The sequence below is a fragment of the Bacteroidales bacterium genome (assembly GCA_017521245.1).
In the GTDB taxonomy this organism is placed as follows: Bacteria; Bacteroidota; Bacteroidia; order Bacteroidales; family G3-4614; genus Caccoplasma_A.
Genome location: JAFXDI010000002.1, coordinates 1 through 21,959 on the forward strand (window position 1 = coordinate 1; position 21,959 = coordinate 21,959).

A 21,959-nucleotide genomic window follows, 5' to 3' on the forward strand; every position below is an offset into this window, starting at 1 on the left:
AAGAGATAAAATTATAATTCCGTTAATAGTTATGTTTGGTAATGTTCCGCCAATTAATATACTTGGGATAATAAGTAAAACACCTCCAATCGTAAGGCTATAACCTGTTCCAACAAATATATCCACTCTCCTACCCAATCCTCGAGTCATTAAACCTGCAATAGCAGAACACAGCGCATTTAGAATTATCATGCCATCTCCAAGCATTGTAAAACTTCCGCTATTACCATTGCCAAAGTTTAGAGCAAATACTCCCGCAAATCCAACAACACATCCAATAATCTTTTTTATTGTTAGTTTGTCGCTTTTAAAGAACATACAGGCTAATAATACCAAAATGAATGTTCCCAATGAGTTGAGAATTGATGCTCTTGCTCCTTGACTATGTGACAATCCAATATAAAAAAAAGCGTAGTGTAAAGCTGTATTCATTAAAGAGAATACCAATATATACAGCCAGTCAACACCTTTTGTAACACTGAATTTGCGATTAACAGATTTGGCAATTGCAAGTATTATTATTCCTGAAATAGCAAATCTTATACCTGCAAATAGTATTTTGCTACCAGTCATTTGAGAGGTAATCTCAAATTCTGCAAATCCAAGTTTTATGAGCGGGTATGCCCAACCCCATGAAATTGCCGCAGTTAGTGCAAATATTACAACCCATATAGGTCTTTGAAATATTGATTTTTGAGGTGATGTCATTTTTATTTTATTATTTTCTTCGCAAAATTAATAATAAAAGGGGTAACAATTGTTTAAATGATAAATAAACATATTTTAAAAATATATATCTTTGTAGGGATTCCTTTTGTGGGTATAACATTAAAACTAAATATTATGAGTTATTTGTGGATTTTATTAGCGGTATCACTTGCTGTTTCAGCAGTAGGTTGGTTTTATTTTATCTATTTCTTTAGTATTGGTTATGGGTTGTCAATTACAGCATTGGCAATAACAACATTAATTATTTTTAAAGATGTAATTACACCTCCATCTGCAATATTATGTGGAGTGTTGTTGGTGTATGGACTAAGATTAGCAGGATATTTGTTGATAAGAGAAAAGAGATCGGCATCATATAAAAAGATTTTGTATCAGCCCGATAATACAACAAAGAAGCCTCTTTTTGTAATGTTTATGATATGGATTTCATGTGCTTTGTTGTATGTGGGGCAAGTTAGTCCAGTAACATTCTATTTAGATAATATAGGATATTTCCATTTTGGGAAAGAGGTTGTTGCGTGGATAGGCTCTGCTATTGCTTTGATAGGATTTTTGACAGAGACTATTGCTGATGCACAAAAGAATAGTGCTAAAAAGATTAATGCTAACAGATTTGTAGATAAAGGTTTGTATAAGATAGTCCGTTGTCCTAACTATTTTGGAGAGATTTTGGTTTGGACTGGATGTTTTATATTTTGCTTTGGAGTATCTTGTTCAGTTTGGCAATGGATAATTGCACTATTGGGATATATAGGAATTGTATATGTTATGTTTAGTGGTGCTCGCAGAATTGAATTACGACAAAATGAGACATACGGCAATGATCCTGAATTTAAATCATATATCAAAAAGACTCCTCTGATTATTCCATTCCTTCCTATTTATAGTGTTGCTAAATATTCTTGGCTAAAGGCATAGAATAATAGGATACTACTTTGGTAAATATATAAAAAATAACCCCAGCATTATGCTGAGGTTATTTTTTGTCTTATCTATTAAATTGTGTCTGAGAAGTATGATTTAGGTAATCTTCTACAATTATACTGCGAAGCCATAATTTCTCCGTAAGCACCAGCAGAACGTATTGCAAATATATCTCCACGTTTTGTTTCTGGTAGTTCTATTGCTTTGCCAAAACAATCAGACGACTCGCATATAGGACCAACTACATCATATATCTCTTTTTTAGAAGAGTCTGCAGTAATGTTCTCAATTTTGTGATATGCTTGATATAGTGCAGGTCTAATTAACTCTGTCATTCCAGCATCAAGTATCACAAACTTTTTATCAATACCCTCTTTTACATATAGAACTTTAGAAATTAGAGATCCGCATTGGCATACAACTGAACGACCTAATTCAAAGTGTAGTTGTTGTATTGGTCGTAGTGCCAAATGTTTACGGAATGTTTCAAAATATTCATGAAATGTGGGAATTGCATTTTTATCAGGATTTTGATAGTCAACGCCCAATCCTCCGCCAACATTTATACTTTCAACAATTATCATTCTGCGATAAAATATCTCTTGTATTTCATTTACTCTAATTGCTAAACTTCTAAACGAATCCATATCGGTTATTTGAGAACCAAAATGGAAGTGCAAACCTATAAGTTTCACGTTTTTAAGTTCTGAGAGTTTGTCTAATACTTTATCAATGAGTGTAATATCAATACCAAATTTATTTTCGCTTAACCCTGTTGTAATATAACTATGAGTATGAGCATCAACATTTGGATTTATACGAAGAGCAACGGAAGCAATTTTATTCATTCCTTTTGCTATTTCGTTAATGTTCTCCAATTCTGGGATTGATTCTACATTAAAACAACTGATACCTGCTTCTAATGCAAGGGTAATCTCCCAATCGCTCTTCCCTACTCCAGCAAATACAATTTTCTCAGGAGCAAAACCTGCTTTTAGGACGGCTTCAATTTCTCCACCACTAACGCAGTCAGCACCCAATCCTGCATCTTTTATTATGCCTAATATTGTAGGGTTGGTATTTGCCTTTACAGCATAGTGAACATGATAATTGTCATATTTACTAACTTCTGTATTTATAGCAGATAAAGTTGCTTTTAGCAAATCGGTGTTGTAATAGTAAAAAGGAGTTTGAATCTCTTTAAACTTATCAACAGGGAAATTGCTTGTTATATTTCTCATATTCAAAATTTAGAATAACTCTTTACTTAGTGAAACCAATGCACGTTTTTTATCTTCGGCTTTGATAAGCATTGAGATATTATAATTGCTACCTCCGTATGATACCATACGAACAGGTATATCTTTCATTGCATCTAATACTTTAGTTTCAAAACCAACATTGTTCCATTCCAAGTCGCCTACAACGCAAACAATAACCATATCTTCATCAACAGTAACAGTACCGAATTTCTTAAGGTCATCAAGAATCTCTTGAAGATATTTTGTATTGTCAATAGTTACAGATACTCCAACCTCAGAGGTTGTAATCATATCAATTGGAGTGCGATAACTTTCAAATATCTCAAATACTTTACGTAAGAATCCGTAAGCCAATAACATTCTGCCCGATTTTATTTTGATTGCAGTAATGCCATCTTTTGCTGCAACAGCCTTAATAGTTCCGCTCTCTGAGTTGTTGTAGATAGTTGTTCCTGGAGCATCGGGTTGCATAGTATTTAACAAGCGAACAGGAATGTTGTTTATCTTAGCAGGAAGAATACAAGTAGGGTGTAAAATTTTTGCACCGAAGTATGCTAACTCAGCAGCCTCTTCAAAGAACAACTCACGAACAGGTTTAGTTCCCTCTACAATGCGTGGATCGTTATTGTGCATTCCGTCAATGTCAGTCCAAATTTGAATCTCCTCTGCTTGAATTGCACCACCAATTAGAGAAGCAGAATAGTCGCTGCCTCCACGTTTTAGGTTGTCTATTTCGCCGTATGGGTTTCGGCATATATATCCTTGAGTGATATATATTTCAGCATCTTTCTCGCTCTCTAAAAGACTTGGTAGATGCTCTTTAATATATAATGTATCTGGTTCATCATTCTTGTCGATACGCATATAGTCCAATGCAGGAATAATAACAGATTTTACTCCAATCTCGTTTAGATACATATTAACCAATGCAGTTGACATTAACTCTCCTTGAGCCAAAACAACTTTCTCCTCAAATAGAGTGAAAAGAGATTTTGTGAATGAACGAATTAACTCGAAATTAAGATTTAATCTCTCTTTAGCAGCAATCTTACACTCATCGGTAGCGAAAAGTTCGTTAATTACGCCATCGTATTTCTTTTGAAGAGTATTGATTATCTCGTTTGCACCCTCTGGGTTTTTCTTATAAAGATAATCTGATATCTCTACCAATGTATTGGTAGTTCCTGACATAGCAGAGAGAACAACAATCTTTTGTTCACCGTTGCATATAATTTTTGCAACATCTTTCATTCTCTGTGCAGAACCAACTGATGTTCCGCCAAACTTAAGGACTTTCATTTTTTTGTTTTATATTATTCGTTCTTGTTTTCGGTAATAGATTCGTATATATGTTTATCCTCAAATTTAATTACCCTACCGGGATAATCGTTTACAATATTGAGGTTGTGTGTTGTCATTATAACCGCTGTGCCTTGTTTGCAGATATCGTGTAGCAATTGGGCAATCTTGTTTCCAGTTTCAGTATCAAGATTACCGGTAGGCTCATCGGCAAAGATTATTTTGGGAGAGTTCAGCATTGCTCTTGCAATAACAATGCGTTGTTGTTCTCCTCCCGATAAGGCATGAGGCTCTTTGTATGCTTTAGTTTGCATACCAACCAAAGTAAGTACCTCTTCAACACGTTCATCAATTTCGTTTTTATCTTTCCACCCTGTTGCTTTTAATACAAACTCTAAGTTTTCGCGAACTGAGCGGTCAGTTAAAAGTTGAAAGTCTTGAAATATAATACCAACTTTGCGGCGAAGTTGAGTAATATCTTTTTGTCGAAGCGAAGTCATATCATAGTCAAAAACTCTTGCCGAACCTCCTTCAACGGGAACATCGGCATAGAAAGTTTTAAGTAGGCTACTCTTTCCACTGCCTACCTTACCTATAAAGTATACAAACTCACCTTCGTGTAATTTGAAGTTGATATTGCGTAGTACGTTTAGTTCTTTACGATATACGTCAACTCCTTCATAATTAATTAATACCTCTCCGTTCATAATCTTAAATGATTACTCTTTGTGGCGTTTTTTTAGTTCTTGAGCCAACTCTTCAATTCTGTGACCTTTTGAAGTTAGCAGTACAATTAAGTGATATATTAGGTCAGAAGCCTCATACAAGAATCCTTCGTCTGTTCCGTTAGTTGCTTCAATAACAGTCTCAACAGCCTCCTCTCCCACTTTCTGAGCCATACGGTTAACACCTTTCTTAAATAGTGAAGTGGTGTAAGAGCCTTCAGGCATTTCTTGTTTGCGGCGGTCTATGAAATCTTGTAAATAAGATAAAAAGAAAAGATCCGTTTCGTTAGTCTCTCCAAAGCAAGTGTCGCTACCTGTATGACATACTGGACCTACAGGTTTTACTTTAATTAAAAGTGTATCGTTATCACAGTCTACAGCAATAGATACCACATTTAAGAAGTTACCACTTGTCTCTCCTTTTGTCCACAATCTATTTTTTGTACGACTAAAGAAAGTAACTTTTCCAATCTCTTGAGTTTTTGCTAAAGCCTCCTCGTTCATAAACCCGAGCATAAGAACTTTGCCTGTGCAACTATCTTGTATAATAGCAGGGATTAAACCTCCCATTTTGTTAAAATCAAGTTTCATTATATATCAATTGTTAAAGTCTTACACAAATATTGTTTTCAGCCAGATATGCTTTAAGTTCAGGTATTTTAATCTCTCCAAAATGGAAAACACTTGCAGCAAGAGCAGCATCAACTTTGCCTAATTCAAAAGCATCTTTAAAATCTTTCATTGAGCCTGCACCGCCTGAAGCAATTACAGGGATATTCAAAGTCTCGCTTAACGTGCGAAGAGCATCGTTGGGAAATCCAATCTTCATACCATCGTGGCTCATACTTGTAAACAGAATCTCTCCTGCTCCCCTACTCTCTGCCTCTTTTGCCCATGAGAATAGGTCTTTATCTGTTGGAACGTGTCCACCATTTACATAGCAACGCCACATATCGTTTTCGTAATTAGCGTCAATGGCAACCACACAAACTTGAGCACCAAAGTTTTTGGCAATATCATCAATTATTTGTGGGTTTTTAAGTGCTAATGAGTTTAACGAAACTTTATCAGCACCTGCATTTAGTAGACGTTCAACATCCGAAAGTTCTGTAATACCACCACCAACAGTAAAAGGAATATTAATATTTTCAGCTACTCGTTTTACAACGTCTGTAAATGTTTTGCGACCTTCGTACGATGCTGTAATATCCAAAAATACAAGTTCATCGGCACCTTGCTCGCTATATTGTTTGCCAAGTTCAACAGGATCTCCTGCATTTCTGAAATTGACAAAATTTACACCTTTAACTACCATTCCGTCTTTGACGTCTAAACATGGTATAATTCTTTTTGCTAACATATACTTATTTGTTTGCAATTATATAATTTTCAATATCTTTAATAGTAATACGCCCTTCGTAAAAGGCTTTTCCAAAAATAACAGCAGGTATTGAAGCCTCATCTAAAGCCTCAATATCTGCCATTGAAGATACACCTCCACTTGCAATTATATATAACTCTGGGAGTTTCTCCAACATCTCTTTATATAGTTCTATTGAAGGACCTTTGAGCATACCATCTTTGCTAATATCGGTGGTGATGCACTTTTTTACACCTAAATTCAAGTAGTTGCGTACAAACTCAATTAATTCCAAATCAGAGTTCTCTTGCCAACCACTTACGGCAATTTTTTTATCTTTTGCATCGGCACCCAAAATAATTTTGTCGGCACCATATCTCTTAATCCACGATAAAAAAGTCTCTGGCTCTTTAACTGCAATGCTGCCACCAGTAACCATCGAAGCCCCACTCTCAAAAGCAATTCTTAAATCATCGTCGCTCTTTAAACCACCACCAAAGTCAATAATTAGTGAGGTTTGAGTTGCAATGCGTTCAAGCACTTTATAATTAACAATATGTTTGCTCTTTGCTCCATCTAAATCAACAACGTGCAGACGTCTAACACCACTACCCTCAAAAATCTTTGCCATCTCTTCGGGTTGAGCCGAATAGACAGTTTTTTGTTGGTAATCGCCTTGCGAAAGCCTTACACATTTGCCATCAATAATATCTATGGCAGGAACAAGTTCAATCATCTGTTTGTACTATAAATTTAAAAAGCCTCTTAAAATATCCTCTCCTACACTACCACTCTTTTCAATGTGAAATTGAGTAGCATAAAAATTGTCCTTCTTTAAAACAGCACTAAAAGGCTGAATGTAATCGCATTTGCCAACAGTATTACTGCATAATGGTACATAATAACTGTGTACAAAATAGACAAATTCATTATTTATGTTGCAGTTAAACACCGAGTTGTCAATCTCAAACAAACTGTTCCAACCCATGTGCGGAACTTTATGCTCGTGACATTCAGGAACAAAACGCTTAACCTCTGCATCAAAAATACCTAAACAATCAACATTGCCCTCTTCAGAGTGGCGACACATTAACTGCATACCAATGCAAATGCCCAATACAGGTTGTTTAAGACCTTTAATCAATACATCCAATCCATGCTCTTTAAGGTACTTCATTGTAGAAGCAGCCTCTCCCACTCCCGGGAATATAACCTTATCGGCACTCTTAATAATCTCCTTGTCGTCTGTAATAATTGCATTAACACCAACTCTTTTAAGAGCACAATATACAGAGTAGATATTTCCAGCGTTATATTTAATTATTACAACTTTCATCGGAGTTATTAATTAAAAACTATTGTCTTATTCTTGTAAACAAGAATCTTTCTATCAATGTGTTTGGCAACAGCACGAGAAAGAACAATTTTTTCCAAATCTCTACCCTTGCCTACGAGATTATCGATAGTATCTTTGTGCGAAATGCGGGTAATATCCTGTTCAATGATAGGACCGGCATCCAAATCGCTTGTAACATAGTGGCTTGTTGCACCAATCAGTTTAACACCACGCTCAAACGCTGCATGATAAGGTTTAGCACCCACAAAGGCAGGAAGGAATGAGTGGTGAATATTAATAATCTTATTGGGGAACAAATCAATAAATTCAGGCGAAAGTATTTGCATATAACGAGCAAGAACAATAAATGTAACACCTTTCTCTCTTAACAATGCAATCTCTTTAGCCTCTTGCTCTGCTTTATTCTCTTTGGTAATTGGAAAGTAGGCATAATCAATACCAAATTGTTTTGCAACAATCTCCATATCGGGGTGGTTACTAACAATAATAGGGATTTCAACATCCCACTCTCCTGCAGCATAACGAGCAAGAAGATCGTAAATACAGTGCGACATTTTTGAAACAAAAATTGCCATTCTTGGCTTTTGGTCGCTGAAATAAAGTTTGAAATCCATATTATATTTCTGACCATAAAGAGTGCCAAAGAACTCTTCAATCTTCTCTTGTGGAATAATAAAATTAGTCAAATCCCACTCCAATCGCATAAAAAATATCTTGTTGGTACGATCAACATATTGGTCTAGGTAAAGAATATTACCTCCATTCTTTGTAATAAACTCTGTCATAACAGCAATAATACCCGGTTGGTCAGGACAGTGCATCAATAAAATTGCACTTTTGCTGTTAGTTTTCTTCTCTTGCATACTGATAATATTTTTCAAATTGCGAAGATACAAAAAAATGTGCAATTTTTACTTATTTTATAAAGTAATTATTGCACAAATTTTACTTATTGTAACTAATTATTAGTTTTCACTTATCAGTTATTAGAAGTTGTGGTTGATATGAGAAAGGCTAAAAGGGTTGAAAGGTCTAAAAGGATGTAAGAGGAACTACAGTGTATCTTTATGCTCGTTTCTCCACTTTAAGCGTATAATGCATCATCAAACTTTACCCTTTAACCCTTAAAGGCATTTTTACACGTAGTGCTGTACTAATTTCTAATCCCTCATTTCTAATTAAAAGCCTTTTCCTGCCTTTATCCCTTTTTGCCCTTTAAAGGCATTTTGGGCAACTAATGGCTATAAGCAGATAACTTTTTTACTCGTTTTTATATTTTCTTCAAAATTATGATAAACTATTATAATTACCTATAATTGTCTTACTAAGTTATCAACAAATACAAAAAAATATAGCCTGCTTTTGCAGGCTATACATTATATTTTAATAGTCTTGTTTATTTTATCTTCTTCGTAATAGCATAACTCAGATAATGTCCTTTGTATTAAACAAGGACTAAAATTTTGGCGTGCAATAAGTAGTTTTTTTAATATATCTGTAAGACCTCCTATTTTGCTAATATATTTTTTTGATCTTAATATTGAAACTATACGATTATTTGTCACTTGGGGTATGACATTTCGTTTTTCATATTCATCTATACCATCAATTAAAAGGTTTGTGTCTGAGCTTTTTTCTAATTGTATAATTATATATTGAGCATCTTTTATTAAAGCTTGGTAAACATGATTATATTCTTCTAATTTAAAAAACAATTTAATTTCTTCCTTGTCTTTATTTTGGGGAAATAAAAACTCTAATGCAAAAACAACCTTATTATGTCTGTCAATTAAAGAATTAACAAATTGTTTAGCTTCCATTATAGAATTTGCATTATTTTTATTTATTAGATTAAATAAATCTATTATGTCATTTTGATTAAATGCATTGTAATAATCAATACAATTTGACTTTAAATTTTCCAACCATTGACTTTTTTTCTGATATTCAAGTATGCTAATTTGAAGTTGACGATTATTTTCATACACTCTCCTGTTTTCTTTATTTTGTCTCTCATTATCTTTTCTCTGTATGTATAGAATTATAAAAGCTGCAGATGCACTTATAATAGCTCCTAAATATCCTCCCCAAAACATTAGCCAATCAACACCTGAACCAACACTTTCAAATAATCTTGGTTTGAGTATTAAACTGTTTATAAGTATAGGGATGATCACAATGCATATTATACATATCCCTGAAGCTATAAGTATTTTTTTAAAAATTTCTTTATTCCAAATCATAATCTGTTTAATTGATTTATAGATTTTTTCTTCAGATTCTTTGTTATTCATATTCTACCTTATTAAATTATTTTCTCCAAAGTTAAAACTAAGTTTTTTATTTTCCTCATACTTAGCAATCAAGTTTTCAACATTGTTGATAATAAAATAGTCTGCGGAAGTGCAGACTATAATGGTGGTCAGTGTAACTGATAACTTACAATTTAAAGCAGACCTCTGACAAATAGAGTTTTTTCTCTCATTTATTTTTAAATTTGAGATAATTACAGTAAAATATATTCGCGAATATGCCTCTTAATTTAGTATTTATGCGTGTTTGAAAATATTTTTATATTCCATAGTTTTAGGTAACTTTCAGTATTATATTTGTAGTAAATATTAAATTCTAATTAAACTGTAAATAATGAAAGGAAAAGATGAAAGAAAAGCCGCTGCTAAAGCCGTTGGAAAATATCTTGATAAGATAGATCCTCATACCCCTTATCAAGCGAAAGTAAAGCTTGATATTAATCATATTTCTAACACTTTAAGAAGTAATGATTTTGAGAGCATAATTACATGTACTAAAATTATGTCCAGCGATTATGGGTATTTATTTATAAGAAAGGGATTTGTTGAAACCTCAGAGTCTGTTATTCGTTCTAAAGGGCATATATGGAATTATAACAATCTTATGAAAATGAAAGATTGTTTATCTACTACTCTAATATTAGACTGTGCAGTATCATCAGTAGAAGAAGTCATTCCTGAGTATGCCTTTGATAAAATTATTAGAGGGCATGGGTTAGATTGATTTGAGTTAATTATAATTGATATTGTTTATTATAAGTATTAAATAAGAATTTTCAAATATTAATTATTTTTATAAGATCTGATACATAATTAGGGATTGTCTTTTTAAGTACTACAATATTCATGTGGCGAGTCATAGCATTTCTTATTTCTTGTTGAAAACAAACGATTTCGAGAACTATAATTTTCGTCAGGTAACGATTTAGAAACAAGCGAAGTTCCCTTATCTCTTATTCTGCATTATTGAAAAGAACGCTTTTTCATAGGTGCTAAGGTAGCATTATTTTTTATAATACCATTAACCTATTCCTCTTTTACTTTAAGTATAGATTTAAACCATTCTTTTCGAATATTACTATTTAGTTCTATTTGTTTAATCAATTTATCTCGTATATCTTTTGTTAATTCTTGTGCATATAATGTCGCTTTTTCACAATTGATTAGATAATCAAAAGCATCATCAATTGTCTTTTCAGAAATTTCAGGGTTATGTCCATGGCAACCATCAAAAATAAATTTGATAGTCTCATATAATGCTGGCTGTTTTATCACAGCCAATGCTAAATGTCGTGCAGATTCAGTATTATCCCGTTCAGGATTATTAAATACATATACTTTGTTTTTCATATTATAATTAAATATTGCGAATATATGTATGATTTTACATATACCGTATATGTTATTGTAAAAAGTTATCAACAAATACAAAAAAATATAGCCTGCTTTTGCAGGCTATTTACTATACAATAAAATTGTCTTTAATGGAAGTTGTTGTGTTATATATATACGCTCATAATCAGATATAAAATTAGATTCAAGACTCGATCCACCAACAGAGTAACCGCGTTCTTCTAAAGGAAGTCCAATACACAACCAATATTCATCAAAATATTCTCCATACGAAGTTTTATATCCTATTAATTTTTTTTCTTTTTTGCTAATGGCATTATATATACATTGAATTGGTATTCTTGACAAGAAACCTTCATATTGAAAATTAAAGAAGATATTACCTTTTTGGGTATCTACATCAGTATATTCACTTTTTGATAAAGATTCAATATATTCTGATTTCTTGCTTTTCCCATTTTGAAGAAATTCCTCTATCTCTTTGAGGAAATCTAAATTTGTTTTAAGCCCTTTAGTTGCGTATGTCTTTTTCTTTAAGAGAATATCTATCTTAAAATAAGACATTGTATCTACCGTTATCATATTTCTGATAACTTCTTCTACCACAACTTCTGTTGCTTTTTTTTCAATTTTATAATCCTCAAAATATGGTCTAACATCTGTCACTTCTATTGCAATATTTTTATCTTTATATTTCAATTCAAAATCAATTGGTAGTCCATGTCTCCTTTTTACATTAGTCAAATCTAATCCAAGAGACATCAATAGAGGTTTTATTTCTTCATATTCATTCTGAGCTTGTAAAGAATCATTATGAGGAAGATGTTTTATTTCACTAATCTGATCGTCAATTTGCTGTTCAGGGGTCTTTAGTACTATATTCATAATTATTTTATTTATAAATTTATTTCCCAGCACTATTGCTGGTTATTAATTTAACTTCAAATATCGTGCCAAATGTTAAATAATATGTAATTTTGTAAAATACTGACAAAATGTCTTAATTTCAATGACAAATTAACTTAAATGTAAAAATGTCAGTTATTACTTAAATAGCATTTTCAATAATTGCAATTTCTTCTTCAGTTAGTCCATATATACTATAAACAATATTATCAATCTCTTTCATTTTAACATGTAGAATATTGTAATTATTTTGCTGAGCTGCTGAAATTGCCTCATCTACCAATGAGATAAATGTACTATAGTCATTTATGGTTTTTATTGGTATAGAATGCAACTCGTATCCTCCGATAGTTGGCATTAGATATTTTTTACAATACCAAAAATTTATAAGTTTTGAATTAAGTAATCCACACAAAAACTTAATAGGAGTTTTTTTGTCCCATGTAGAATAATTGGATACATTTGTCGTGTCTAAAAAATAATTTTGCTTATCATCATAAGCAACAAGTAATTGACGAGAGATTCTTTGAGTAATCAATTTTTCTGCTACTTCAAAAAACTCTTTTGTATGAGGAACGCAACCAGCCTTTTCTCTCATAAGGTCTGGTCGATACCATATATATTCTCCGTCCCAATTTAATTGATAAGCTCTTATGTTTCTTCCTCTAAATACTTTTTTTTGTTCATTAACGGATATAATTTCAGTATTAATAAATTTCTTATCATTACTTGTTTTAATACCACGAGAAAATTTTATATAATTAGACAACAATAATGAATCTTTTTCAATTTTTCTAAAAATATTTTTTTCTGATGCTGAAGATGTTGTATCAATAATATATTCTTTTGATGATAATATTTCTTCTATATTTATATCATTAATATGAATGTAATTGTTATTTAATATTTTAATACAATTCTGTTTCTTAAATTTTTTACTTGCTAATATAATTAGAGGTTGAACGGTTGCTTCAAATACGCCCATTTCAAGATTAACTATTTGTACAACATTATGTTTTGTAAATAAAATTTCTCTTAGTTTTGAGAAACTATCAGTTGCCTTCCAAGTGTGTGGTACTATGTAAGTTATAATACCATTATAATTCAATAAATCAAAACCAAACTCAATAAAAAAAGCATATAAATCACATTTGTTCTTTGTTGAATAAAATTTTTCTTTTAGAATTGTTCGATACTCAACAGATTTAATATTTGCAAAATTTACATATGGTGGATTACCAATCACAATATCAAAGCCGTTTTTATCTTTTTCCTTATTAAAAACATCGCTAAACCAAGTATGCCAAAGGAAGAATTTGTTGTTTTCGGCAAGGTTAATATTTTTGAGTTCATTTAATATGTTTTCATCAAAATATTGTACCTCTAATTGTTTATTTATAGTCTCTTTTATGCGTTCTCTTATTGTTTGTTTAGTATTATGGTCGCTACAAGAGTAGTAGTTTGTTAATAATTGAGATAATATTTTTTGTTCTCTATTTATATCATCATCAAATATACTTAAAGTATTGCTATCATTTTTTGATTTCTTTTTATAAGTTAGTTCGCTTAAATCAATACCTTTATAACTCTCTATTAGTGAATTGCCTTGCATAATCTTATAGTCAAGGTTAGGCAATGGCGATGCCTCCTCTTCATCAACAACAATTGAGAGCCAAAATCGTAAACGAGCAATATCAACTGCACCTTTCTCAATATCCACTCCATAGATGTTGTTTTGGATAATGTTCTTCTTAATCTCGGCACGGTCGTAATGCTTACCACTCAACACTTCCCGACAATGCAATAACTCGTTGAGCAAACCCATAGGGAATGCTCCCGAGCCAATGGCAGGGTCGCAAATCTTTACCTCTTCAAGTGCTGCGAGAAGTTTAGGTTTCTTAATCTCTGGTATATCTTTGATACCCTCTTCAGGAGAAAGCACGAATTGGCGAATTTTATCTTTTGCTATGCTTGTATTGGTTTCAAGGTAGGCAATAAGCGACTCCTGACACATATAGCGTACAATCTCTTTTGGAGTATAAAATGCTCCTTTATCTTTGTTATCTTCGAGTAGGTTTTCAAATATTTTTCCTAACATTTCAGGGTCAACACCAATCTCTGCATCATTGGGGTCGTTTTCATCAATGGTAAAGTTATATTCGCTGAAAAATTGGAATAAATCTTTAAAGTATCCTGCAGGAAAGGCACAAGTTGTTTCATCGTTTGTATCTTTTTCAAATAGTCCACCATTCAGATATGGTATTTCTCCCCACTCGGCAAGTAACGATTTATCCCACCCCTCTTGCGTAAATAGTGCATCACGTTCTTCGGGTTTAGTGTTTAAAATACCAAAGAAAAGAGGTTCAAGAACAGAATCAAGATAATCATTTTGATATGCTGAACGATTAAACATATTTTGCATATAGTTAAGGTCGCCACACATCCAACCTTTGCGTTGCAAAAAATGTAGGAATGTTATACGTCCCATCATCTTTTTTATATAGTCGCGTACTCTCTTTTCATCGTAATTAAATGCCTGCATCAATTCAGTATTTGGCTCTGAACACATTCTCTCTTCCCATTTATTGCCAACTTTAACAAAGCGTTTGCCTGTAATATGTTCTATGAAATTTGCATATTGCTCACGATATCTGTTGAAGAATTCATCTGAAAGGGCCTCGACAGAGAATGCCTTTTTAAGATTTTCAAATGAGACCCCCTTGTTTTGTATAAAGTTGAAGCGGTCTATTGCTGTTTTATATAGTAACTCACTATCACCAAATAGGTATGTATAGCGTTTTGGCGATGTTGATTCTCCTTTAATGTCGCTAATAAATGACAAACGCCAATGGTCACCACTATCAAAGACTGCTATTGCTGCTTCAAAATTACCCCACGTTGGGTTTATATAGCATCTTACAAGATTACGCAACCCTACCCTCCTATTAAGTACTGAGCCTTGCTCTATTTTATAATAAAATAGACCTATTCTATAACTATCCGAAGTCTCAATTTCCCCTAAATAGTATCCATCGTTGTCTTGTTCGTTTTCTATTTTTTCTGGTGTAACCCGTAACGTTGTTGCTTTGAAAAAATATTGAAGGAATGAATACCATAGTTTCATATCAAATTGCGAACGAAACAGACTTCTTAAATTATCAGAATTATATATGGTTGCCATAGTTGTGTGTGATGATTGTGATTTATTTTAAACTTTAGTTTTATTGAACTCTTTTGCCTTGCTATACGAATGTTTCAGAGATAATAATTTGAGGATCAGATATATCTCTATTATTGTTCCGTTGCTCGTTATCTAATGTTTTATACTCTTTTAGTAGAGTATCTATTTCTTTGTGTATATTGTACTCGTCATCTTTAATTTTGGTCTTATCTCCTCTGTATTTTCTTGATATGGCTTTGAGACGTCGGGGTAATTGTGTATATATTCCTTCATCGATATATTTAGTTAGAATATTACACTGTTTTTTCAGTTCATCATCAGTTGTAACTTGTTGTATATTCCGTAAAAACTTTTTGGCTTCAAGTGAAGTTTTATCAAGGTCTTTTGTGTTAAAAGAGTCTGTGTCTGCTGCTTCAGTATATTCTGTTATATATTTACACAGAGCGTTATTTACATGTTTGTAGTGTTGTTCATCGTTATTAAACTTAACTGCATGCTCTTCGGGGTCAGCTTTTAGTATTTCAACTGCATCTAAAAAATCTATTACCACTGTTGTGCTATTTGTTGCCAAATAATATTCTGTCTTAAAATTTGATGATATGAATACTAATGACTCTCCGCTGTGTTCGCCTGTATTTCGCATTACTCGGCTTTTTTTAGGTAGAGATTTTATTTTGTAGTATAGTTTCTTGTTTGAATGATATAGTTCTCTTACTTCTCGTAATAGAGCCATTCTCTTGTCAATATTATCTTTAACATCTGTATCAAACATCTTAAACTCTTTTACAATCTCTTCACGAGAGTATATTTGTGCATCTTCGCCAAATGCTGAGTGAAATCCTTGCAACTTAACAAGTGCATTTTTATAGAGTTGAATCTCTTTATCGCCTTGTTGCGAAGGGTAAAACATAAAGTTGTAAATTTTAGGGGCAACCGAGCCAATACGGTTAACACGGCCAATGCGTTGCATTAGTCGGGTTGCATTCCAAGGTGAGTCATAATTTATTATTACGTTTGAGCGATGCAGGTTAACGCCTTCAGCCAAGACATCTGATGTGATTATTATGTTATACTCTTTTTTATCACTATTGTAATTAGCGTCAAAGTTCTCTTTAATGGTTTTAATAAGATGTTTGCGATTTTTTGCTGTTACCATTAAAACATCTTTTCTGCCTAACTCCTCAGTAAGGCGTTTTTGTAGGTAGTTGAGTGTATCAACACTTTCAGAGAATAGTACCAATTTGCCCGATGGGTTTATATCTTTGTCAAAGAATATGTTATTTAGATTATCTAAGAATTCATTAAACTTAGGGTCGTCTTTTTCTTTCTTCCAATCTTTATTTAAATACTCTAAAATCTCTTTATCGTGTTGAAGCATCTTTAAAAATTCAGAATCAAATGCCTCTGCTTTATATACTATATCTTCAACTATATATCCTTTTGTAATAGCATGTTCTATGATTTGGTCAAGCTCCATATCTTTTGCTTGTAACTCTTTTACTTTTAAATCGGGAGCTATTATTACTTTATCTTCATCAAACATTTTTATCATATCGGTTGTGATACGAAGAAGTGTCTCAAGCGATTTCTTAAAGGCATGAAAACTGCTCTCTAATCGCTTTACCATGTGTACGCGGTATATCGATGCCAATGTTCGTCCGATATGTTCAGCATTCTTATATTTTTTTCTGTATTCAGGCTTTAAAAACTCAACTGCTCTGTAACGTGCATAATTCAACCCTTTTCCTTTAGGGTTATCGTCTGATTTACCGTCGGTAAGTTGTTTTAGTGTTTCGTAAAAACGATTACTTGTATCCTCGTCTAAGAAATATTCTAATTCATTTGGTGGTAAAATATCTGGGAATGTAATGTTTTGCTCCTTTATATCTTTCTTGTAATCAGGGTCATTAAGGATATTCTTACGTGTACGACGAACTGTTACTTTATCAATTACTTTGTTACGTATTTGCTCATATATTTCATCTACATCTGCTGTTACATCTCTTTCTCCACGTTCTCGCATTAACTTTCTGTATTCAGTTATTAGTGGAGAAAAAAATGCTTTTAAGTTTGGTATTCCGTCTATTGTACAATTTTGGCTATTCTGAAATAAAAGAAGTTGGTTTAATAGATCTTCTGGGCGGTTATTAAGTGGTGTAGCAGACAAAAGCATTACCTTTTTTTGAGTGCTTTTGAGAAGCCCAATATTAGCACAGGGCGATTTGCAAATTTTCTGCAATTCGTCATATTTGCCTGAACTATCGCTACGAAAGCCATGTGCTTCATCTACAATTATTAAATCAAATTCCTCTTTGCTTTTATATCGGTCTCGTGCGTCAAGGACTTTAGATAAACTTCCATTGGTAATAAATTGGGCTTTATCATTAATCTCAAATTGTTTGAATGTTTGTTTCCAGTTATCCTCAACAGCTGGTGGATATACTACAAGAATGTTTGTACCTTTGCCGTTTAGTTCAACAAACCGTTTTGCTATCATTGTGGCAATCATGGTCTTTCCAAGACCTACAACATCGGCAAGGAACAAACCATTATGTTGCATTAGCATCTGATAACCTTGTATAACGGCATCTTTCTGATACTTTAAATCTTTTACACCTTCGGGTAATTTAATAGTGAAATCTGATTCAACTTGATCTCCAAAAGTATCAATGAGTACTTTTATATATAGTTCGTATGGTGAGGGTTGTTTATCTTCATTACATAGATATGTATCGTTCTTACATTTGTCAATGTCTTCGGCTGATAATGGAACGGCATCGTTCCATAATTTCCAAAATTCATCAGAACAATACTTTACATCATCATAATCTTTCATGGCAACATTAAGCTCATATTGAGGCGGTCGCTTAATGCCTAATCCTGAATCGGATATGTTGGAAGAACCCATTATTACCCAACCATCGCTATGCTCGCTATGGTTATCTGGTAAACATAAATAGAACTTTGCATGCAGATTCTTTTTATCATGAATACGTATTTGAAGCCTTCCTGATACAAGGTCTTCGCACATTTGCAATATGCCTCCTTCTATTTCGGGAGAGTATTGAGCCTTTATAATATCTTCTTTAAAGCCATTTTGATAGATCTCTTTTGCCTTAGCCTCATTGCCAAGCATAAAAATGGCTTTGTTATGTTTGCGGAAAATATCATCAATATTGATGCCTACCAATATTTTTATCTCTGAAATATCGCCTAACTCTTTTCGTAGTTTGAAGTAACCTGATGAACGAAAAAATCCTACAACAGCCAAGAAACGGTTGAAAGTTGCCATTTCTGTGGCTATTCCTTTTAATTTGTCGAAGAGAGTGTTGCCTGCATCGTTATTAAAAAACTTTGTACTCATGCTGTTTGCAAAGTTTTAGGGAGAGGACTTCGGCAACCCTTATAAAGTAATCCTAAATATAAAGACATAAAAAAAGCGTGAAGCCCTGCACTATGCTCGCTTCACTCCTTGAGGCTCTGGCAAAGCCCGAATGTCAGAAACGAGCAACGCAGAAACCCCACGCATGTATGTATAACACTTACTCTATACCAATAGTTACCAATAGTGTATGTGTACACCAATGGCTACTTGGTACTTGAGGTATGTATATAACACACCTACGGGGCATTCACGTTGCTTTGTTTTTTGACATTCTTTTTGAAACTGCCAGATTTCAAGGAGTCAAAACCAAAGCGTAGTAAACGCCTTTTTAATATGTCCTACCTCAGTTCAAATTTTCTTATTAAAAGAAATTTTTGATATTGAGGCATTGCGAAATTAAAAAATAAATTTTTAAATCCCTAAATTATTTTCTTAAACTTCTAATATTTTTTTATTTATACAAATATTTTTTGATAATATTTATTTGTATCTAAGAACGAAATATTCATCCAAAATTTATTTTGATATAATTTGGCACATTATTTGCCGTTATAATTATATATTATATGTTTGTAATTTAAATTGAATTACTAAAGTAATGGAGAAAGTTTATTCAAAAAGATATAATAACATAATTGGATTTAGCAGAGAGGAGGCTCAACGTACAGGGCACAGAGAGGTTATTCCTGAGCATCTTTTGTTAGGGATAATTCGTGAGGGCTCTGGTAGTGCAATTGATGCTATTTCATCTTTAGGTGCTGATATAAATAAAATTAAGAAATCTATTGATGAATCGATAATGATTCAGGATGCTAAACTATTAGATACTACTGAGATTGGCGTTAGTAGTGTTGTTGATAGAATCTTAAAAATTAGTAACCTTGAGGCTCGCCTTTTAAATTCAAATGAAGTTGATAGTGAACATATTTTGTTAGCGATGTTAAAAGAATCGAATAATAATGCTTGTAAATTGTTAGAGCAAGAGAATATTTCATACGGAAAGATTTATTCTTATTTAGTTTCATCAAATAAAGAGTCTGTGCAAAAAGATAGTGTTAAGGCGGTTTTCTCGGATGATGACTATGATGATATGTTAGATAAATCAAAAGAGGATACTCAAAAAGATATTGAGACTGAGAAGGTGTCAAATGCTCCTAAGTCAAAAACTCCTGTATTGGATAGTTTTGGTATTGATATTACTAAATTGGCTTCTGAAGGTAAGTTAGATCCTGTTATTGGCAGGGATACAGAGATTGAGAGATTGTCGCAAATCTTAAGTCGTAGGAAAAAGAATAATCCTGTATTAATTGGTGAACCCGGTGTTGGTAAATCGGCTATTGTTGAGGGATTGGCAATTAGAATTGTAAAGCATAATGTTTCAAGAATATTGTTTAACAAACGTGTTGTCTCTCTTGATATGGCTGCAATTTTGTCAGGTACTAAATATAGAGGTCAGTTTGAGGAGCGTATCAAAACTATTATTTCGGAGCTAAGCAAGAATAAAGACATTATTCTGTTTATTGATGAAATTCACACCATTGTTGGTGCTGGTAGCGCTCCCGGTACGTTGGATGCTGCAAATATTCTTAAACCTGCATTGGCTCGTGGCGAGATACAATGTATTGGTGCTACTACTCTTGATGAATATCGTAAAAGCATTGAGAAAGATGGTGCTTTGGAACGCCGTTTCCAAAAAATAATTGTTAATCCTACAACTGAGGAAGAGACTCTTCAAATCTTGAGAAAAATTAAGGGTAAATACGAAGAGTATCATAATGTTTCTTATACTGATGAGGCTCTTGAGGCGTGTGTTAAACTAACTTCGAGATATATTACTGACAGGAACTTCCCTGATAAGGCTATTGACGCTTTGGATGAAGCGGGTTCAAAGGTGCATATTACTGATGTTGTTGCTCCTAAAGAACTTGAGGATATTGAACTTCAGATACAGTCAGAGTCTTCTCAAAAATTAGATGCTGTTAAAAATCAAGATTTTGAATTGGCAGCAAAACATAGAGATGCAGAAAAGAGACTTCGTGTTCAACTTAAAGAGATAAAATCAGAATGGGAAGATGAATTGAAGGCTCGTAAACAGGTTGTTGATGTTGCTACTATTGATGAGGTTGTTGCTATGATGTCTGGTATTCCTTTAAAGAGGGTTGCTGAGGAAGAGAGTCATAAACTTATTAATATGAGCAAAACTTTGCAGGAGTCAGTTATCGGACAAAATGACGCAATTGATATTGTTGTTAAGGCTATACGTAGAAATAGAGTTGGTTTAAAGAATCCTCAAAAACCTATTGGTGTATTTATGTTCTTAGGTCCAACAGGTGTTGGAAAGACATATTTGGCAAAGAAATTAGCGGAGTCTCTATTCGATTCGCAAGATGCTCTTATCAGAATTGACATGAGTGAATATATGGAGAAATTTAGCGTATCGCGTTTAATTGGTGCACCTCCAGGATATGTTGGTTATGAAGAGGGTGGACAGCTTACCGAGAGGGTTAGACGTAAGCCCTACTCTGTTGTGTTGTTAGATGAAATTGAGAAGGCAAATACTGATGTGTTCAATCTTTTACTTCAGGTTATGGATGAAGGTAGATTGACTGACAGTCTTGGTAGATTTATCGACTTTAAGAATACTATTATTATAATGACATCAAACATTGGTACTAAACAACTTAAAGAGTTTGGTCAAGGTGTTGGTTTTACTACTAATGATGCTGCTAATAATAAGAGTGTTGCTCATTCTATTATTAAAAAGGCATTGAATAAATATTTTGCTCCAGAATTTTTAAACCGACTTGATGATGTTGTTATATTCGACAATTTAAATAGAGATTCTATATTTAAGATTATTGATTTAGAGCTTAAAGATTTCTGTAAAAGATTGTCTGATATGGGCTATATGTTAAGTTTAACAGATAAGGCTAAAGAGTTTATTGCCGATGCTGGTTGCGATGTTCAATATGGTGCAAGGCCTTTGAAACGTGCAATTCAACAATATCTTGAAGATGAGATTGCAGAACTTATGCTCTCAAATGAGTTGCATAATGGAGATACATTTGTTATTGATTATGATGATGTAGATAAAAAAATTATATCTTCAATTAAGAGATAAATTTATAGTTTTTATTTAATGTATTTCTCTTATAGAAACAAAATC

The 21,959-nt window shown here is 33.0% G+C and carries 18 protein-coding genes; 4 read left to right on the top strand and 14 right to left on the bottom strand.

What is annotated here, in order from left to right; all coding sequences use genetic code 11:
* A partial coding sequence (locus IKK64_01565; protein MBR4118749.1) for a DMT family transporter occupies positions 1-708 on the bottom strand: 708 nt, incomplete at its 3' end.
* A 135-nt stretch (positions 709-843) separates the two neighbouring features.
* Between IKK64_01565 and IKK64_01570 the strand changes: the two genes are divergently transcribed.
* Complete coding sequence (locus IKK64_01570) at positions 844-1,647, top strand: DUF1295 domain-containing protein (protein ID MBR4118750.1); 804 nt, start codon at positions 844-846, stop codon at positions 1,645-1,647.
* A gap of 77 nt (positions 1,648-1,724) precedes the next feature.
* On the opposite strand, the gene lysA is transcribed toward IKK64_01570, so the two are convergent.
* The 9 genes from lysA to IKK64_01615 form a co-directional block, all read right to left on the bottom strand.
* The gene (gene lysA / locus IKK64_01575) at positions 1,725-2,885 is read right to left on the bottom strand and encodes a diaminopimelate decarboxylase (GenBank protein ID MBR4118751.1); all 1,161 of its coding nucleotides are present in this window, start codon (positions 2,883-2,885) and stop codon (positions 1,725-1,727) included.
* A gap of 18 nt (positions 2,886-2,903) precedes the next feature.
* Positions 2,904-4,214, bottom strand: a complete 1,311-nt coding sequence (locus IKK64_01580) for an aspartate kinase (GenBank protein ID MBR4118752.1) — start codon at positions 4,212-4,214, stop codon at positions 2,904-2,906.
* Between the two features lie 14 nt (positions 4,215-4,228).
* A complete protein-coding gene (locus IKK64_01585; GenBank protein MBR4118753.1) occupies positions 4,229-4,921 on the bottom strand; it encodes an ATP-binding cassette domain-containing protein in 693 nt (230 codons plus the stop codon).
* Positions 4,922-4,933: 12 nt separating this feature from the next.
* On the bottom strand, positions 4,934-5,530 hold the full coding sequence (locus IKK64_01590; protein ID MBR4118754.1) for a bifunctional phosphoribosyl-AMP cyclohydrolase/phosphoribosyl-ATP diphosphatase HisIE: 597 nt from the start codon (positions 5,528-5,530) through the stop codon (positions 4,934-4,936).
* 13 nt (positions 5,531-5,543) lie between these two features.
* Positions 5,544-6,299, bottom strand: a complete 756-nt coding sequence (gene hisF / locus IKK64_01595) for an imidazole glycerol phosphate synthase subunit HisF (GenBank protein ID MBR4118755.1) — start codon at positions 6,297-6,299, stop codon at positions 5,544-5,546.
* A gap of 4 nt (positions 6,300-6,303) precedes the next feature.
* Positions 6,304-7,035: a 1-(5-phosphoribosyl)-5-[(5-phosphoribosylamino)methylideneamino]imidazole-4-carboxamide isomerase gene (hisA, locus tag IKK64_01600; protein MBR4118756.1), complete on the bottom strand. Its 732-nt coding sequence runs from the start codon at positions 7,033-7,035 to the stop codon at positions 6,304-6,306.
* Between the two features lie 9 nt (positions 7,036-7,044).
* Entirely contained in the window at positions 7,045-7,635 is a 591-nt protein-coding gene (hisH, locus tag IKK64_01605; protein ID MBR4118757.1) for an imidazole glycerol phosphate synthase subunit HisH, read from the bottom strand.
* Positions 7,636-7,643: 8 nt separating this feature from the next.
* Positions 7,644-8,519, bottom strand: a complete 876-nt coding sequence (gene purU / locus IKK64_01610) for a formyltetrahydrofolate deformylase (GenBank protein ID MBR4118758.1) — start codon at positions 8,517-8,519, stop codon at positions 7,644-7,646.
* 513 nt (positions 8,520-9,032) lie between these two features.
* Positions 9,033-9,950 (bottom strand): hypothetical protein, encoded by a 918-nt coding sequence (locus IKK64_01615; GenBank protein MBR4118759.1) that lies wholly within the window; start codon positions 9,948-9,950, stop codon positions 9,033-9,035.
* Positions 9,951-10,302: 352 nt separating this feature from the next.
* Here IKK64_01615 and IKK64_01620 point away from each other — a divergent pair, with 352 nt between their 5' ends.
* Entirely contained in the window at positions 10,303-10,692 is a 390-nt protein-coding gene (locus IKK64_01620) for a hypothetical protein (protein MBR4118760.1), read from the top strand.
* A gap of 302 nt (positions 10,693-10,994) precedes the next feature.
* Here the strand turns inward: IKK64_01620 and IKK64_01625 are convergent, their stop codons facing one another.
* The 4 genes from IKK64_01625 to IKK64_01640 form a co-directional block, all read right to left on the bottom strand.
* Positions 10,995-11,318: a hypothetical protein gene (locus IKK64_01625; protein MBR4118761.1), complete on the bottom strand. Its 324-nt coding sequence runs from the start codon at positions 11,316-11,318 to the stop codon at positions 10,995-10,997.
* Positions 11,319-11,423: 105 nt separating this feature from the next.
* The gene (locus IKK64_01630; protein MBR4118762.1) at positions 11,424-12,206 is read right to left on the bottom strand and encodes a hypothetical protein; all 783 of its coding nucleotides are present in this window, start codon (positions 12,204-12,206) and stop codon (positions 11,424-11,426) included.
* Between the two features lie 163 nt (positions 12,207-12,369).
* Positions 12,370-15,408 (bottom strand): Eco57I restriction-modification methylase domain-containing protein, encoded by a 3,039-nt coding sequence (locus IKK64_01635; GenBank protein MBR4118763.1) that lies wholly within the window; start codon positions 15,406-15,408, stop codon positions 12,370-12,372.
* A 61-nt stretch (positions 15,409-15,469) separates the two neighbouring features.
* Positions 15,470-18,772 (bottom strand): DEAD/DEAH box helicase family protein, encoded by a 3,303-nt coding sequence (locus IKK64_01640; protein ID MBR4118764.1) that lies wholly within the window; start codon positions 18,770-18,772, stop codon positions 15,470-15,472.
* A gap of 92 nt (positions 18,773-18,864) precedes the next feature.
* On the opposite strand from IKK64_01640, the gene IKK64_01645 reads away from it, so the two are divergent.
* Positions 18,865-19,011 carry a hypothetical protein gene (locus tag IKK64_01645; protein ID MBR4118765.1) on the top strand — a complete coding sequence of 49 codons (147 nt, stop codon included), beginning with the start codon at positions 18,865-18,867 and terminating at the stop codon, positions 19,009-19,011.
* A gap of 380 nt (positions 19,012-19,391) precedes the next feature.
* Positions 19,392-21,914: an ATP-dependent Clp protease ATP-binding subunit gene (locus IKK64_01650; protein MBR4118766.1), complete on the top strand. Its 2,523-nt coding sequence runs from the start codon at positions 19,392-19,394 to the stop codon at positions 21,912-21,914.
* Positions 21,915-21,959: the final 45 nt, after the last annotated feature.

What these genes read in the sequence shown, in the direction of transcription:
- IKK64_01630 (MBR4118762.1), bottom strand. Translation starts at nt 12,206, where the DNA reads ATGAATATAGTACTAAAGACCCCTGAACAGCAAATTGACGATCAGATT.
- IKK64_01650 (MBR4118766.1), top strand. Translation starts at nt 19,392, where the DNA reads ATGGAGAAAGTTTATTCAAAAAGATATAATAACATAATTGGATTTAGC.
- IKK64_01640 (MBR4118764.1), bottom strand. Translation starts at nt 18,772, where the DNA reads ATGAGTACAAAGTTTTTTAATAACGATGCAGGCAACACTCTCTTCGAC.
- IKK64_01585 (MBR4118753.1), bottom strand. Translation starts at nt 4,921, where the DNA reads ATGAACGGAGAGGTATTAATTAATTATGAAGGAGTTGACGTATATCGT.
- IKK64_01590 (MBR4118754.1), bottom strand. Translation starts at nt 5,530, where the DNA reads ATGAAACTTGATTTTAACAAAATGGGAGGTTTAATCCCTGCTATTATA.
- IKK64_01625 (MBR4118761.1), bottom strand. Translation starts at nt 11,318, where the DNA reads ATGAAAAACAAAGTATATGTATTTAATAATCCTGAACGGGATAATACT.
- IKK64_01615 (MBR4118759.1), bottom strand. Translation starts at nt 9,950, where the DNA reads ATGAATAACAAAGAATCTGAAGAAAAAATCTATAAATCAATTAAACAG.
- IKK64_01645 (MBR4118765.1), top strand. Translation starts at nt 18,865, where the DNA reads ATGCTCGCTTCACTCCTTGAGGCTCTGGCAAAGCCCGAATGTCAGAAA.
- hisA (MBR4118756.1), bottom strand. Translation starts at nt 7,035, where the DNA reads ATGATTGAACTTGTTCCTGCCATAGATATTATTGATGGCAAATGTGTA.
- purU (MBR4118758.1), bottom strand. Translation starts at nt 8,519, where the DNA reads ATGCAAGAGAAGAAAACTAACAGCAAAAGTGCAATTTTATTGATGCAC.
- IKK64_01620 (MBR4118760.1), top strand. Translation starts at nt 10,303, where the DNA reads ATGAAAGGAAAAGATGAAAGAAAAGCCGCTGCTAAAGCCGTTGGAAAA.
- IKK64_01570 (MBR4118750.1), top strand. Translation starts at nt 844, where the DNA reads ATGAGTTATTTGTGGATTTTATTAGCGGTATCACTTGCTGTTTCAGCA.
- IKK64_01580 (MBR4118752.1), bottom strand. Translation starts at nt 4,214, where the DNA reads ATGAAAGTCCTTAAGTTTGGCGGAACATCAGTTGGTTCTGCACAGAGA.
- IKK64_01635 (MBR4118763.1), bottom strand. Translation starts at nt 15,408, where the DNA reads ATGGCAACCATATATAATTCTGATAATTTAAGAAGTCTGTTTCGTTCG.
- hisH (MBR4118757.1), bottom strand. Translation starts at nt 7,635, where the DNA reads ATGAAAGTTGTAATAATTAAATATAACGCTGGAAATATCTACTCTGTA.
- hisF (MBR4118755.1), bottom strand. Translation starts at nt 6,299, where the DNA reads ATGTTAGCAAAAAGAATTATACCATGTTTAGACGTCAAAGACGGAATG.